Below are 14,019 nucleotides of genomic sequence, written 5' to 3'. Positions count from 1 at the left end.
ATGAGTAACGTAGCTGCCCAGTCCTGACATGGCGAGCGGCGAAGGTCACACAAAAAACGCCGGTGGAGCAGTTGCCCTTCAGGGGCGCGGGGAACTGTGCGACCAGCCACAACGCACCCGCACTTCCCTACGGCGCTCACCGAGGCGGCGCAGTGGACCCCCGAGGCGTCAGAACAGGCGTCGGCACAGGATGCGACCCGCCCTCACCCCCGGTGATCACCGAGAACAGCGTCCGAGCCACCTCCGCCCCGAAACCATGCACGTCATGACTCATCGCGGACAGCGTCGGATGCGTCAACCGGCACAGCTGCGAGTCGTCCCAGGCCAGCAGCGACACATCCTCCGGCACCCGCAACCCCATCTCCGCCGCCACTGACAACCCCGCCACCGCCATGACGTCGTTGTCGTACACGATCGCCGTCGGCCGCTCCGGCGGCGCGGCCGTCAGCAGGGACCGCGTCGCCCGCGCCCCCGCGTCCCCGGAGAAGTCCGTCGCCACCTGCCACGCCCCGGCCAGCGCCAGCGCCCCCGCCGCCTCGTCGAACGCCGCCGTCCGGATGGCCGTGTGCCCGAGAGCCGCCGCCCCGCCCACCCGGGCGATCCGCCGGTGCCCCAGCGCGGCCAGATACCGCACCGCCTCCGTCACGGCCGTCGCGTCGTCGGTCCACACCGAGGTGAGCCCCCCGGTCAGCGAGGGATGCCCGACCGCGACCACCGGCAGCCCGAGCCGCTCCACCAGGGCGGCCCGGGGATCGTCGGCCCGGAAGTCGACGAGGATCGACCCGCCGATCTGCCGGCCCCGCCACCACGCCTCCTGGACCCCCAGCTCCTCGTCCAGATTCCGTACGAGTCTGAGCAGCAGGGAGCAGGAGTGCTCGGCCAGGACGCTCTCCACGCCCGAGACGAACTCCATGTACCAGGGTTCCAGCCCGAGCGACCGCGCCGGCCGGCACACCGCGAGCCCCACCACGTCCACGCGCGAACCGGCCAGCGTCCGCGCCGTGAGGTTCGGCGCCCAGCCCAGCTCCCGCGCCGCCCGGAAGATCCGGTCCCGGGTCGCCTCCGACAGCCCGGGCTTGTGGTTGAACGCCAGCGACACGGCCCCCTTGGACACGCCGGCGCGCGCGGCGACGTCCTTGATGGTGACGCGGGGGGCCGGGGTCGCCGTCATCGGGTGGGCTCCACGCAGTACAGGGCCGCACGAGCACGCTCCGCGTCCGGGGTCTTCCAGCCGCGCACCCCGATGGTCACCTCTTCACCCGGCAGCAGCGTGACCAGCCCCCGGTCGGCCCGCGCCCCCGGATCCAGCCGGTCGGCCTGGAGCAGCAGGTCCCGTACCAGGGTGCGGGCGGTGACGGTGACGCCGTCGGGGGCGAGCGAGACATCGAACTCCGGCGTGGGGTAGGGGGCCTCACGGTCCGGCACCGGGAAGTGCACCGCACGCATACCGTCCGCGTCCGCCACCAGGAATTCCTCAGGCCCGGCCGGCACCAGCTCGCCCGGAACATCGACACGGGCCACCGCCCGCCCCCCGGCCGTCACCTCCACGGCCGCCTGCCCCAGCACCTCGCCCCCGACGGACATCCGCCGCAGGGTCAGCGCCGGCGTCCAGTCCCCGGCCGCCTGGTTGACGGCGGCCAGCACCAGCCCGCCGTCCCGCGGCTGGAGCGTCAGCAACCGGTCCGCGTACAGCCGCCTCAGCTCGTGGTACAGCGGCTTCTCCCGTCCGTCGCCGTCGATCGCCGCCCAGGACGTCACCGGCCAGCAGTCGTTGAGCTGCCAGACGACCGTGCCCGCGCACACCGGCCAGTGCGAGCGCCAGTGCTCGATCCCGGCCGCGACCGCACGCGCCTGGTTGACCTGCGTCAGGTAGTGCCAGCGGTCGAAGTCCCCCTTCGGCACGGCGAAGTGCCGGGCCAGCCCCCGCTCCAGCTTCCCGTTGCCGTCGTCGGCCTTCTGGTGGTGCAGCACGCCGGGGGAGTCCGGCGCGAGCTCCTCCCCGGGCAGCGCCCGCCGCAGCGTGGCGTACGCGGGCGGCGCCTGCCAGCCGAACTCGGCGACGAACCGGGGCACGCTGAGCCGGTAGTCGGCGTAGTCCTCACGGTTCCACACCTCCCAGGAGTGGTGCGTGCCGTGCGCCGGATCGTTGGGATGCCGGTCCCAGGACCCGGACCAGGGACTCCCCGCCGTATACGGCCGTGTCGGATCCAACTCGGCCACCACGCGCGGCAGGAGTCCCAGGTAGTACCCCTCGCCCCAGGAGTCCCCCGCCAGTCGCGGCTCCCAGCCCCAGTCCCGAAAGCCCCAGAGGTTCTCGTTGTTGCCGTTCCACAGCACCAGCGACGGGTGCGGCATCAGCCGTACGACGTTCTCCCGGGCCTCGGCCTCCACCTCGCCGCGCAGCGGCTGTTCCTCCGGGTAGGCCGCGCACGCGAACGGGAAGTCCTGCCAGACCAGCAGCCCGAGTTCGTCGCAGGCGTCGTAGAAGTCCTCGCTCTCGTAGACCCCGCCGCCCCAGATGCGTACGAGGTCCACGCCCGCCCCGGCCGCCTGCTCCAGCCGCTCCCGGTACCGCTCGCGGTTGATCCGGGACGGGAAGACGTCGTCGGGGATCCAGTTGACGCCCCGCGCGAAGAGCCGCTCGCCGTTGACGACGAGGGTGAAGCCGGTGCCGTGCGCGTCGGGCCGCCGGTCCAGCTCGACGGTCCGGAAGCCGATCCGCCGCCGCCATGCGTCCAGCGCGGCATCGCCGTGCAGCAGCCGCAACTCCACGTCGTACAGCGGCTGTTCGCCGTAGCCGCGCGGCCACCACAGCCGCACGTCCGGTACACGCAGCCGTACCACCCCGCCCGACCCGTCGATCCTGGCCCGGGCCCGCACCCCGCCCACCGTCGCCTCCAGGGCGAGCGGCACCTCGACCCGGGTCCGCTCGACGTCCACGGCCAACTCGACGACGCCGACGCCCTCGTCGACGGTGACCAGCGGACGCACCCGGGCGATCCGGGCCGTCGACCAGTGCTCCAGGCGCACCGGGCGCCAGATCCCGGCCGTCACCAGGGTCGGCCCCCAGTCCCAGCCGAAGGAGCAGGCCATCTTGCGCAGGTACTGGTACGGCTCGGCGTAGGCGGCGGGCCGCTCGCCCAGCCGTCCCCGCACGGCCTCGGCCTCGGCGTAGGCGGAGACGAACCGCACGGACAGCCGCCCGGACAGCCCCGTCACGTCGAACCGGTACGAGCGGTGCATGTTGCGCACCTTGCCCAGCAGCCGCCCGTCCAGGGAGATCTCGGCGACGGTGTCGAGCCCGTCGAAGACCAGGTCCGTCTGCTCCTGCGCGGACGCGCTCGTGAGCTCGCGCTCGTACGTCCAGTCCCGGCGCCCCACCCACGCCACCTCGGACTCGCCCAGGCCCAGGAACGGGTCCGGGATCACCCCGGCCGCCATCAGGTCGGTGTGCACGCAGCCCGGGACGGACGCCGGGAGCGGGTCCGGCCCGTGCCGCAGGATCCATCCGTCGCCGAGCGGTGTGGCCTCCAGCATGCGCACTCCCTTAACCGGTCCAGTGACGAGTCGTGTACAGGTCTTCGCAGCGTTGGCGGGAATGGGACTTTACCGGTTGAGAAAGCGCTGTCAGAGTGCCGAACCAGCCATACCGCACGTGCTCTTCCGTCCCGAGTTCCTCTCCGCGAACGGAGCTGATGCACATGAACCGCCGTACCGTCCTCGCCCTCGCCGTGGGCGCTGCCCTGCTGGCCTCGGGCTGTACCGGCACCGGAGGCACCTCCAAGGGCGCGGATGCCGAGGCTCCCGACGATCCCGCCAAGGTCGAAGGGACCATCACCGTCCTCACCCACCGGACCGACCTCGTGCAGGACGGGACGATGAAGAAGTACGCCGCCGAGTTCAACAAGACCTACCCCAAGGTGAAGGTCGAGTTCGACGGCCTCACCGACTACGAGGGTGAGGTCAAGATCCGTATGAACACGGAGAACTACGGCGACGTCCTGATGATCCCGGCCGTGATCGAGAAGAAGGACTACCCGAAGTTCTTCGCCTCCCTCGGCACCCAGGCCGAGCGCAGCAAGAAGTACCGCTTCACCGACTACTCCACCGTCCAGGGCAAGGTCTACGGGCAGAGCCCGATCGGCGTGGTCCCGGGCTTCGTCTACAACAAGAAGGTCTGGAGCGCGGCCGGCGTCACCGACTGGCCCACGACCCCGGCCGAGTTCCTCGACGACCTCAAGGCCATCAAGGCCAAGACCGACGCGGTCCCGTACTACACCAACTTCAAGGACATGTGGCCGCTGACCCAGTGGACGAACGTCAACGGCTCGGTCGGCTGCGACACGCAGGCCACCACCCGGCTCGCCGAGGGGAACCCCTGGGCGGAAGGCGCCGACCTGCGGGTCGGTGACGCGCTGCTCCACGACATCGTGAAGTCGGACCTCATCGAGAAGGACCCGACGACCACCAACTGGGAGGCCTCCAAGTCCCGCCTGACGAAGGGCCAGATCGCCACGATGTGGCTCGGCTCCTGGGCGATCGTGCAGATGCAGGACGCGGCGAAGCAGGCCGGCACCGACCCGGCCGACATCGGCTTCATGCCGTTCCCCGCCCAGAAGAACGGCACGTTCTGCGCGGTGGCCTCGCCCGACTACCAGCAGGCCGTCAACGCCAACTCCGACCACAAGGCCGCCGCCCGCGCCTGGATCGACTGGTTCACCGACAAGTCCGGCTACGCGAACGCCAACCTCGCCCTCTCGCCCCTCAAGGACGCCCCGCTGCCCGACGTCCTGGGGCCGTACCAGGAGGCGGGTGTGAAGCTCCTCGACCTCGACGACACCAAGGGCGCCGAGGTCAAGTCCATCGACAACCAGTCCGAGGTCGGCATCTACAAGCCCGACTACCGCCAGGAACTCGTCGACCTCGCCCGCGGTGCCCGCAAGGGCAGCCTGGACGACTTCCTGACCGGGCTGGGCGAGAAGTGGACCGAGGCGCAGAAGAACCTGGGGTCCTGATGACGGACACCACCCGGAAGGCGGCGCGGCCGGTGTCGCAGGCCGCGCCCGCCGGGCCGACACCGCCGTCCGCCGCGCGCCGGCCGCGGCGGTGGCGGGGCGTGACCCCCTGGCTGTTCCTGATCGCCCCGCTCGTCCTGCTGATCGCCTTCACCTACGCGCCGATCGTCAACATGGTCGCGTACAGCTTCACCGACTGGGACGGTGTCAGCCCCGAGCTGCGCTACACGGGCGCCGAGAACTACACCGAACTCTTCACCCGGCCCGAGCTGTTCGAGGTGTTCTTCGTCAGCGGCTACTACCTCGCCGCGTCCGTGGTGCAGATCGGCGCCGCCCTCTACTTCGCCACCGTCCTGAGCTTCAACGTCCGCTTCCGCAACTTCTTCAAGGGCGTGCTCTTCTTCCCGTACCTGATCAACGGCGTCGCGATCGGGTTCGTCTTCCTGTACTTCTTCCAGGACGGCGGCACCCTCGACGCGATCCTGAGCCTCTTCGGCTACGACGGTGACCGGTCCTGGCTCGGCACACCCACGTCGGCCAACGTCTCCCTCGCCGGCGTCTCGGTCTGGCGCTATCTGGGCCTGAACTTCGTCCTCTTCCTCGGCGCGATCCAGTCCATCCCCGGGGAGCTGTACGAGGCGGCCGAACTGGACGGGGCGAACCGCTGGCAGCAGTTCCGCCACATCATCGCGCCCGGCATCCGGCCCGTGCTGAGCCTGTCGGTGATCCTGTCCGTCTCCGGGTCGCTGTCCGTCTTCGAGATCCCGTACATCATGACCGGCGGCGCGACCGGCACCGAGACCTTCGTGATCCAGACCGTGAAGCTGGCCTTCCAGTTCAACAAGACGGGCCTCGCCTCGGCGGCGGCCGTCGTGCTGCTGCTGATCATCCTGGCGGTGACCTGGGTGCAGCGGCGCCTCGTCCCGGACGACAAGGTGGACCTCGTATGACGCGCCGTGCCGTGGCCCGTGCCCTCGTGTACCTGTCCCTGGTCCTCGCGACGCTGGTCGTGCTCCTGCCGCTCACCGTGGTCTTCCTGACCTCGCTGAAGACCTCCGGGGAGATGGCGGGCGACAGCGGCGCCCTCACGCTGCCCGACGACCCGCTCAACTTCGGCAACTACGTGACGGCGTTCCAGGACGGCCGCATGCTCTCGGCGTTCGGCAACACGGCGCTGATCCTGGTCGTCGCCATCGGGGGCACGGTGCTCATCGGCTCGATGACGGCGTACGCCATCGACCGCTTCCGGTTCCGCTTCCGGAAGCTGGTCCTGGCCCTGTTCCTGGTCGCCGCGCTGGTCCCCGGGGTGACCACCCAGGTGGCCACCTTCCAGATCGTGAACAGCTTCGGGATGTTCGACAGTCTTTGGGCGCCGATCGCGCTCTACACGGGCACGGACATCGTGTCGATCTACATCTTCCTGCAGTTCGTCCGGGCCATCCCCGTCTCACTGGACGAGTCGGCCCGCATCGACGGCGCCAACGCCTTCACGGTCTACTGGAAGATCATTTTCCCGCTGCTCAAGCCGGCGATCGCGACGGTCGTGATCGTGAAGGGGATCAACGTCTACAACGACTTCTACATCCCCTTCCTCTACATGCCCTCCGAAGATCTTGGCGTGATCTCGACGTCCCTGTTCCGCTTCAAGGGCCCCTTCGGAGCCCACTGGGAGACCATCTCGGCAGGCGCGATCCTCGTCATCGCCCCTACCTTGATCGTCTTCCTGTTCCTCCAGCGCTTCATCTACAACGGTTTCACGCAAGGCGCCACGAAGTAACGGACCTTCTTTCAAGGGGCGCGGGGAACTGCGCGAACAACCCCATACAACCCGCAGCCGCCGTACGCCGCGAAGCGCTACGGCGGCTAGGGGGTGTCCTTGACGGACAGAGCCTCCACCAACACCGGCGTCACCAACTCCACCTGCCACGGTCGCGCCCCGTACCCGGCGAGCGCGGCCCCCACGGACTCCGCATCCACCACCGCCGGCGGCTCCCAGCACACCCGCCGAACCGTGTCCGGCGTCATCAGATTCTCCTGCGGCATGGAAAGCTCCTCGGCCAGCGCCGAAACCCCGGCCCGGGCCGCACTGAGGCGCGCCGCAGCCGCGGGATCCTTGTCCGCCCAGGCCCGCGGCGGCGGAGGCCCGGTCACCGGCTGCCCCGGCTGCGGCAACTGCGCCTCGCTCAACGCCTTCGCCCGGTCGACGGCCGCCTGCCACTGCTCCAGCTGCCGCTTGCTCATCCGGTGTCCGAAACCGTTCAGCGTGGCCAGCGCGTGCACGTTGGCCGGAATCGCCAGCGCGGCCTCCACGATCGCCGCGTCCCCGAGCACCTTGCCCGGCGAGACGTCCCGCCGCTGCGCGATCCGGTCCCGGGTCTGCCACAGCTCCCGTACGACGGCCAGCTGCCGCCGCCGGCGCACCTTGTGCATGCCGGACGTACGCCGCCAGGGGTCCTTGCGCGGCTCGGGCGGCGGGGCGGAGGCGATCGCGTCGAACTCCTGGCGGGCCCACTCCAGCTTGCCCTGCCGGTCCAGCTCCTTCTCCAGCGCGTCGCGCAGGTCGACGAGCAGCTCGACGTCCAGCGCCGCGTACCGCAGCCAGGGCTCGGGCAGCGGCCGGGTCGACCAGTCGACGGCGGAGTGTCCCTTCTCCAGGACGAAGCCGAGGACGCCCTCGACCATCGCGCCGAGGCCGACCCGGGGGAACCCGGCGAGCCGTCCGGCCAGCTCCGTGTCGAACAGCCGCGTCGGCACCATGCCTATCTCGCGCAGGCAGGGCAGGTCCTGGGTGGCGGCGTGCAGCACCCACTCGACGCCGGACAGGGCCTCGCCGAGGGCGGACAGGTCGGGGCAGGCGACGGGGTCGATGAGAGCCGTTCCGGCGCCCTGGCGGCGCAGCTGGACCAGGTAGGCGCGCTGGCCGTAGCGGTAGCCGGACGCCCGCTCGGCGTCGACGGCGACCGGTCCGGAGCCCGCCTCGAAGGCGGCGATCACCCGCGCCAGGGCGGCCTCGTCCGCGATCACGGGCGGAATGCCCTCACGCGGTTCCAGCAAAGGGATCGGCGCCTCCGTAGCAGAAGATCCGCCGTCGTCCGGAGGAGCGCCTCCGGTGGTTCGCAGTGAGCTGTCTGCTGCGGTCTCGTGGGCGTCGGTCACATGTCAAGGGTATCCGTGTATGGACAGCGCCCGTCGACGGAACGTTCCGTCGACGGGCGCCGAGGGGTCGCAAACCAGTCAGGTCGGGGAAGTGTCGGGCTCGCGAACCGTGAGTGACACGAGCGGGAGCCGCTGCCGGTCCCGTTCACGTGAGTGAATGATCACGAAGGGTCATCGTGGAGCGGGTCAGTGGATGATTCCGGTCCGCAGGGCCACCGCGACCATCCCGGCGCGGTCGCCCGTGCCGAGCTTGCGGGCGATGCGGGCGAGGTGGCTCTTGACGGTCAGCGCGGACAGGCCCATCGAGACGCCGATGGCCTTGTTCGACTGGCCTTCCGCGACCAGCCGCAGCACCTCGACCTCGCGGCCGGACAGTTCGCGGTAGCCGCCCGGGTGGCTCGGAGCACCCGGGGGGCGGCGGTGCAGGCGCGCGGCGGCGGCGCCGATGGGGGCGGCGCCCGGTCGGGTGGGGAGCCCGACGTTGGTGCGCGTGCCGGTGACGACGTAGCCCTTCACGCCGCCGGCGAGCGCGTTGCGCACGGCGCCGATGTCGTCGGCCGCGGAGAGGGCGAGCCCGTTGGGCCAGCCCGCGGCGCGGGTCTCCGACAGCAGGGTGAGGCCGGAGCCGTCGGGCAGGTGGACGTCGGCGACGCAGATGTCGCGGGGGTTGCCGATGCGGGGACGAGCCTCCGCGATGGACGAGGCCTCGATGACATCGCGCACACCGAGCGCCCACAGGTGGCGGGTGACGGTGGAGCGGACGCGCGGGTCGGCCACGACCACCATGGCGGTCGGCTTGTTCGGGCGGTAGGCGACCAGGCTTGCGGGCTGCTCGAGGAGAACGGACACCAGGCCTCCTGGGGTGCGGGACGGGGCCGGCTCGTGGGGGTGAAGCCGGGACGAACCGTGCTTTCAAGGTCACAGTCGTCTTCGGCACCCAACCCGTCCGCCTTTAGAGAATGATCACGAATCGGTGATAACAATCCGTGCAATTCGGACAGGCGGTCGATCATTCGAAGGCGGGACGGTTTCGGTCTGCGTCGGTACGCGGTCGAAAGTGGCCGTATCGACAAAGTGATTCGGCCAAGAGGGGGACGCAGGTGTGATCGTCGACAGGGCAGCGTTGACCGCCCCGTACAGGTTCGATCAGTACGGGGTCGGAACAGGTTCGATCAGCGGGACTGCGGGCCTCTCCGCTGCGGCAGCGTCACCACCGACGCGTCGCCCGGGACGGCCGGCGGCAGCCCGGCGACCTGGGCCAGCAGATCGCACCAGGACGCCAGGTGCGCGGCCGTGTCCGGGACCCCGCCCAGACCCTCACGCGGCGTCCAGGAGGCGCGGATCTCGATCTGCGAGGCGGCCGGGCGCGCGGCCAGGCCGCCGAAGTAGTGCGAACTCGCCCGCGTGACGGTGCCGCTCGGCTCCCCGTAGGTCAGCCCGCGCGTCTGGAGCGCGCCGGTCAGCCAGGACCAGCACACCTCCGGCAGCAGCGGGTCCGCGGCCATCTCCGGCTCCAGTTCCGCGCGCACCAGCGTCACCAGCCGGAACGTGCCCTGCCAGGCGTCGTGTCCCGCCGGGTCGTGCAGCAGCACCAGCCGGCCGTCGGCCAGGTCCTGGTCGCCGTCGACGACCGCGGCCTCCAGCGCGTAGGCATGGGGGGCGAGCCGCTTGGGCGGAGGCGTGGGCTCCACCTCGATCTGGGGCCGCAGCCGCGCCGCCCTGAGCGCGTCGACGGCGGCCCGAAAGGGCGGCGGGGCGGTGTCCGCCTCCCGCCGGTCTTTCTCGGTGTCCTTCGCTTCGTCCATTCCGCCAGCGCCGTCCGACAGTCGTCCCTGAGCCGCAGCCATGCCGGAAGGTTACGGGGACGGGAGCCCGGGCGCCGGGCTAGACACCCCGCGCCCCTCCAGGGGCTGAATCACGCCCATCGGGGGCGTGCGAAACTTGGCCCGTGAGTGCCAACGACGCCCCCCGGGCCCAGCAGCCGTCCGCCCCGTACGACTCCGCCTTCCTCAAGGCCTGCCGGCGCGAACCCGTGCCGCACACGCCGGTGTGGTTCATGCGGCAGGCCGGGCGCTCACTGCCGGAGTACCGCAAGGTGCGCGAGGGCATCGGGATGCTCGAGTCCTGCATGCGGCCCGAGCTGGTCACCGAGATCACGCTCCAGCCGGTGCGCCGGCACGGCGTCGACGCGGCGATCTACTTCAGCGACATCGTCGTCCCGCTCAAGGCCATCGGCATCGACCTCGACATCAAGCCAGGCGTCGGCCCGGTCGTCGAGCGCCCGATCCGCACCCGCGCGGACCTCGCCCAGCTGCGCGACCTGACCCCCGAGGACGTCTCCTACGTCACCGAGGCCATCGGCCTGCTCACCCGCGAACTCGGCGCCACGCCCCTGATCGGCTTCGCCGGCGCCCCCTTCACCCTCGCCAGCTACCTCGTCGAGGGCGGCCCGTCCCGCACGTACGAGAACGCCAAGGCGATGATGTACGGCGACCCCGAGCTGTGGGCCGACCTGCTCGACCGCCTCGCGGACATCACGGCCGCCTTCCTGAAGGTCCAGATCGAGGCGGGCGCCTCGGCGGTCCAGCTGTTCGACTCCTGGGCCGGGGCACTGGCCCCCGTCGACTACCGGCGCTCGGTGCTGCCCGCGTCGGCGAAGGTCTTCGAGGCCGTGGCCGGATACGGCCTCCCGCGCATCCACTTCGGCGTCGGCACCGGCGAGCTGCTGCGGCTCATGGGCGAGGCCGGCGCGGACGTCGTCGGCGTCGACTGGCGCGTCCCGCTGGACGAGGCCGCCCGCCGCGTCGGCCCCGGCAAGGCGCTGCAGGGCAACCTGGACCCGACCGTGCTGTTCGCCTCGACGGAGGCCGTCGAGGCGAAGACCCGCGAGGTCCTGGACTCGGCGAAGGACCTGGAAGGCCACGTCTTCAACCTCGGCCACGGCGTCATGCCGTCCACGGACCCGGACGCGCTGACGCGGCTCGTGGAGTACGTGCACACGCACACCGCCCGCTGACTCACCAGGTGTGCCGGGGCCGCGCCCGCCTGCCGAAGAGGATGCCGGGCGGCTCCGGCGGCGGTGGTGTGCCGGGGCGCAGCGGCCAGGCGATCAGCATGCCGGCGACAAAACCCACGACGTGCGCCGCGTACGCCACCGTGCCGGCGTCGGAGATGCCCTCGCCGGAGGAGTACACCGCCTGGAGCGCGAACCACAGCCCCAGCACGATCCAGGCGGGCAGCCGCAGCGGCAGGAAGATCAGGAACGGGACGAGCACCCAGACCCTGGCCCTCGGATACAGCACCAGATAGGCGCCCAGCACCCCGGCGATCGCCCCCGAGGCGCCGATCAGCGGTGCGCCCGAGTCGGAGTTGAGGAGCGCGAAGCCGTACGACGCCGCGTAACCGCAGACCACGTAGAAGAGCAGGAAGCGTACGTGGCCCATGCGGTCCTCGATGTTGTTGCCGAAGATCCACAGGAACAGCATGTTGCCCAGCAGATGCAGCCAGCTGCCGTGCAGGAACATCGCCGTCAGAACGCTCAGCTCCGGCGACTTGTCGTAGGGCGGCGGACCGACCACGCAGCCGGCTCCCTGCGGGCCCACCCCGATGTCGCCCGTGGGCACCAGCCGGGGCATCTGATGGTGGATCAGCTCCCGGGGCACCGCCGCGTAGTGGTCGAGGAACGCCTGGAGGTGACACAGCTGGGCCAGGCTGCTCTCGCCCACCACGGAACCGGCCATGCCGGGAGTGAGCAGGAACACGACGATGGCGGCGGCGAGCAGCGCGTACGTCACCCAGGGGGTGCGCCGCACCGGGTTCACGTCATGAACGGGAATGACCACGCCACACGTGTGCCCGGGGCGTCGCCGGTGAATCGGTCCGGCCGGTGAACGCAGCCGTCAGGGCGTGCGTATGTCTCGTCAACCGCCCGCGGCGCGGGGAAGGCGGGTCGCGGGGCCGACGTGAGGAACAGGCGATGAACGACCGAGTTACTCCTCCGATGCACGCACTGCCCGACGGCGAGGCGGAGCTGACGCTGGTGGTGCGGCTCCCCTGGGAGGACGTGGCCCGGCTGGGCCAGGACGCCGGGCGGCTGGCGGCCCAGATGCGGCGGCCGGTGACGCTGGAGGAGGCGGTGAGTCACCGGTTGCGGTCGACCCGGGTGGCTTCCCACGCGAAGCCGGCCGGGGAGCAGCCGCCGGCGGTGACGGCGGCTTCGGCGTCGGTGTCGTCCTTGCCGTCTCGGCCGCCGGCGGAGCAGGCGAGGCAGGCCATTGATCGGATCAACGGTACGGCTGGGACTGCGTAGGGGCTTCGCCGTAGGGGTGCGGGTTCGCTGCCGGGTGCGGGTTCGTCGTGGTCGTTCGCGCCCACGCGGCGGAGCCGCAGATCGACACAGCCCCGCGCCCCTGAAAAGAAGGGCATCGCCCCGCCGCCCCTACGAAGTCTCGCGCACCTTTGCCGCCGCCTTGCGGGCCGCTACCAGGACCGGGTCCCAGACCGGGGAGAACGGTGGGGCGTAGCCGAGGTCCAGGGTCGTCATCTGTTCTGCCGTCATGCCCGCCGTGAGGGCGACCGCCGCGATGTCGACCCGTTTGCCCGCGCCCTCCCGGCCGACGATCTGGACGCCGAGGAGGCGGCCCGTGCGCAGTTCGGCGAGCATCTTGACCGTCATGAGGGAGGCGTCCGGGTAGTAGCCCGCGCGGCTGGTCGACTCGATGGTGACCGCCTCGAAGCGCAGGCCCACGCGGTGGGCGTCCTTCTCGCGCAGTCCCGTGCGCGCGATCTCCAGGTCGCAGACCTTGCTGACCGCCGTGCCGACCACGCCCGGGAAGGTGGCGTAGCCGCCGCCCACGTTGGTGCCGATGGCCTGGCCGTGCTTGTTGGCGTGGGTGCCGAGCGCGATGTGCCGTTCCTGGCCGGAGACCAGGTCGAGGACCTCGACGCAGTCGCCGCCCGCCCAGACGTTCTCATGGCCGCGCACCCGCATCGAGCGGTCCGTGAGGAGGCCGCCGTGGGTACCGAGGGGCAGGCCGGCCGCTTTCGCGAGAGCCGTCTCGGGGCGGACGCCGATGCCGAGCACGACGACGTCCGCCGGGAAGTCGCGGTCCTGGGTGGCCACCGCCCGGACCCGGCCGTCGTCCCCGGTCACGATTCCCGTGACCGCGGCGTCGTTCACCATCGTGATGCCCAGGCCCTCCATGGCCTTGTGCACCAGGCGGCCCATGTCGGGGTCGAGAGTCGACATGGGCTCGCTGCCGCGGTTGACGACCGTCACCTCGTAGCCGCGGTTGATGAGCGCCTCGGCCATCTCCACGCCGATGTAGCCGGCCCCGACGACCACCGCGCGGCGGCCACGCGTGCGTGCCAGCGTGTCGAGCAGCGCCTGGCCGTCGTCCAGCGTCTGCACGCCGTGCACCCCGGGCGCGTCCATGCCGGGCATGTCCGGCCGGATCGGCCGGGCGCCGGTCGCGATCACGAGCTTGTCGTACGAGGTCCAGGACTCGGCGCCGGAGTCGACGTCACGCGCGCGTACCCGCTGCCCGTCGAGGTCGATGTCCGTGACCTCGGTGCGCAGTCGCAGATCGATGTCCCGCGCGCGGTGCTCCTCGGGGGTGCGGGCGATGAGCCGGTCCCGGTCGGTGACGTCACCGCCCACCCAGTACGGGATGCCGCACGCGGAGTACGACGTGAAATGGCCGCGTTCGAACGCCACGATCTCCAGCTCGTCGGGACCTTTCAGGCGGCGCGCCTGCGACGCCGCGGACATCCCCGCGGCGTCGGCGCCGATCACGACCAGTCGCTCCCTGCGCGTACGGCTCATGTTCATGCGAACACGCTACGGGAG

12 protein-coding genes are annotated in these 14,019 nt (G+C 71.1%); 5 read left to right on the top strand and 7 right to left on the bottom strand.

What is annotated here, in order from left to right; genetic code table 11:
• Positions 1-136: 136 nt before the first annotated feature.
• Both ABZ192_RS06265 and ABZ192_RS06260 read right to left on the bottom strand, forming a co-directional pair.
• The gene (locus tag ABZ192_RS06265; protein ID WP_356923358.1) at positions 137-1,171 is read right to left on the bottom strand and encodes a LacI family DNA-binding transcriptional regulator; all 1,035 of its coding nucleotides are present in this window, start codon (positions 1,169-1,171) and stop codon (positions 137-139) included.
• Positions 1,168-3,537 carry a glycoside hydrolase family 2 protein gene (locus ABZ192_RS06260; protein WP_356923357.1) on the bottom strand — a complete coding sequence of 790 codons (2,370 nt, stop codon included), beginning with the start codon at positions 3,535-3,537 and terminating at the stop codon, positions 1,168-1,170. Before ABZ192_RS06260 ends, ABZ192_RS06265 begins: the two co-directional genes overlap by 4 nt.
• Before the next feature lie 164 nt (positions 3,538-3,701).
• On the opposite strand from ABZ192_RS06260, the gene ABZ192_RS06255 reads away from it, so the two are divergent.
• Genes ABZ192_RS06255 through ABZ192_RS06245 form a run of 3 tightly spaced genes read left to right on the top strand, consistent with a single transcriptional unit; the run spans position 3,702 to position 6,792 of the window.
• Positions 3,702-5,015 carry an ABC transporter substrate-binding protein gene (locus ABZ192_RS06255; RefSeq protein WP_356923356.1) on the top strand — a complete coding sequence of 438 codons (1,314 nt, stop codon included), beginning with the start codon at positions 3,702-3,704 and terminating at the stop codon, positions 5,013-5,015.
• Positions 5,015-5,965, top strand: coding sequence for a sugar ABC transporter permease (locus tag ABZ192_RS06250; protein ID WP_356923355.1), 951 nt, complete (start codon positions 5,015-5,017; stop codon positions 5,963-5,965). The genes ABZ192_RS06255 and ABZ192_RS06250 overlap by 1 nt, the downstream gene beginning before the upstream one ends.
• The gene (locus tag ABZ192_RS06245) at positions 5,962-6,792 is read left to right on the top strand and encodes a carbohydrate ABC transporter permease (RefSeq protein ID WP_356923354.1); all 831 of its coding nucleotides are present in this window, start codon (positions 5,962-5,964) and stop codon (positions 6,790-6,792) included. The genes ABZ192_RS06250 and ABZ192_RS06245 overlap by 4 nt, the downstream gene beginning before the upstream one ends.
• 86 nt (positions 6,793-6,878) lie before the next feature.
• Here the strand turns inward: ABZ192_RS06245 and ABZ192_RS06240 are convergent, their stop codons facing one another.
• From ABZ192_RS06240 to ABZ192_RS06230, 3 genes are all read right to left on the bottom strand, one after another.
• The gene (locus ABZ192_RS06240) at positions 6,879-8,171 is read right to left on the bottom strand and encodes a ribonuclease D (RefSeq protein WP_356923353.1); all 1,293 of its coding nucleotides are present in this window, start codon (positions 8,169-8,171) and stop codon (positions 6,879-6,881) included.
• Between the two features lie 186 nt (positions 8,172-8,357).
• Positions 8,358-9,020, bottom strand: coding sequence for a response regulator transcription factor (locus ABZ192_RS06235; RefSeq protein WP_003993737.1), 663 nt, complete (start codon positions 9,018-9,020; stop codon positions 8,358-8,360).
• Between the two features lie 323 nt (positions 9,021-9,343).
• Positions 9,344-10,018 carry a DUF3000 domain-containing protein gene (locus ABZ192_RS06230; protein ID WP_356923352.1) on the bottom strand — a complete coding sequence of 225 codons (675 nt, stop codon included), beginning with the start codon at positions 10,016-10,018 and terminating at the stop codon, positions 9,344-9,346.
• A 101-nt stretch (positions 10,019-10,119) separates the two neighbouring features.
• Between ABZ192_RS06230 and hemE the strand changes: the two genes are divergently transcribed.
• Positions 10,120-11,187, top strand: a complete 1,068-nt coding sequence (gene hemE / locus ABZ192_RS06225; RefSeq protein ID WP_356923351.1) for a uroporphyrinogen decarboxylase — start codon at positions 10,120-10,122, stop codon at positions 11,185-11,187.
• Between the two features lies 1 nt (position 11,188).
• On the opposite strand, the gene ABZ192_RS06220 is transcribed toward hemE, so the two are convergent.
• Positions 11,189-12,013 carry a rhomboid family intramembrane serine protease gene (locus ABZ192_RS06220; protein ID WP_356923350.1) on the bottom strand — a complete coding sequence of 275 codons (825 nt, stop codon included), beginning with the start codon at positions 12,011-12,013 and terminating at the stop codon, positions 11,189-11,191.
• A gap of 134 nt (positions 12,014-12,147) precedes the next feature.
• Here ABZ192_RS06220 and ABZ192_RS06215 point away from each other — a divergent pair, with 134 nt between their 5' ends.
• A complete protein-coding gene (locus ABZ192_RS06215; protein WP_356923349.1) occupies positions 12,148-12,480 on the top strand; it encodes a hypothetical protein in 333 nt (110 codons plus the stop codon).
• A gap of 129 nt (positions 12,481-12,609) precedes the next feature.
• Here the strand turns inward: ABZ192_RS06215 and ABZ192_RS06210 are convergent, their stop codons facing one another.
• A complete protein-coding gene (locus ABZ192_RS06210) occupies positions 12,610-14,001 on the bottom strand; it encodes an FAD-dependent oxidoreductase (RefSeq protein ID WP_356923348.1) in 1,392 nt (463 codons plus the stop codon).
• Positions 14,002-14,019 lie beyond the last annotated feature (18 nt).

It is taken from the genome of Streptomyces sp. NPDC006235, assembly GCF_040613735.1.
Classification (GTDB): Bacteria; Actinomycetota; Actinomycetes; order Streptomycetales; family Streptomycetaceae; genus Streptomyces.
Note: the sequence above shows the minus strand (reverse complement) of the source record. Positions and strands in the feature narration are given on the sequence as shown.

What these genes read in the sequence shown, in the direction of transcription:
- ABZ192_RS06265 (WP_356923358.1), bottom strand. Translation starts at nt 1,171, where the DNA reads ATGACGGCGACCCCGGCCCCCCGCGTCACCATCAAGGACGTCGCCGCG.
- ABZ192_RS06260 (WP_356923357.1), bottom strand. Translation starts at nt 3,537, where the DNA reads ATGCTGGAGGCCACACCGCTCGGCGACGGATGGATCCTGCGGCACGGG.
- ABZ192_RS06255 (WP_356923356.1), top strand. Translation starts at nt 3,702, where the DNA reads ATGAACCGCCGTACCGTCCTCGCCCTCGCCGTGGGCGCTGCCCTGCTG.
- ABZ192_RS06250 (WP_356923355.1), top strand. Translation starts at nt 5,015, where the DNA reads ATGACGGACACCACCCGGAAGGCGGCGCGGCCGGTGTCGCAGGCCGCG.
- ABZ192_RS06245 (WP_356923354.1), top strand. Translation starts at nt 5,962, where the DNA reads ATGACGCGCCGTGCCGTGGCCCGTGCCCTCGTGTACCTGTCCCTGGTC.
- ABZ192_RS06230 (WP_356923352.1), bottom strand. Translation starts at nt 10,018, where the DNA reads ATGGCTGCGGCTCAGGGACGACTGTCGGACGGCGCTGGCGGAATGGAC.
- ABZ192_RS06215 (WP_356923349.1), top strand. Translation starts at nt 12,148, where the DNA reads ATGAACGACCGAGTTACTCCTCCGATGCACGCACTGCCCGACGGCGAG.
- ABZ192_RS06210 (WP_356923348.1), bottom strand. Translation starts at nt 14,001, where the DNA reads ATGAACATGAGCCGTACGCGCAGGGAGCGACTGGTCGTGATCGGCGCC.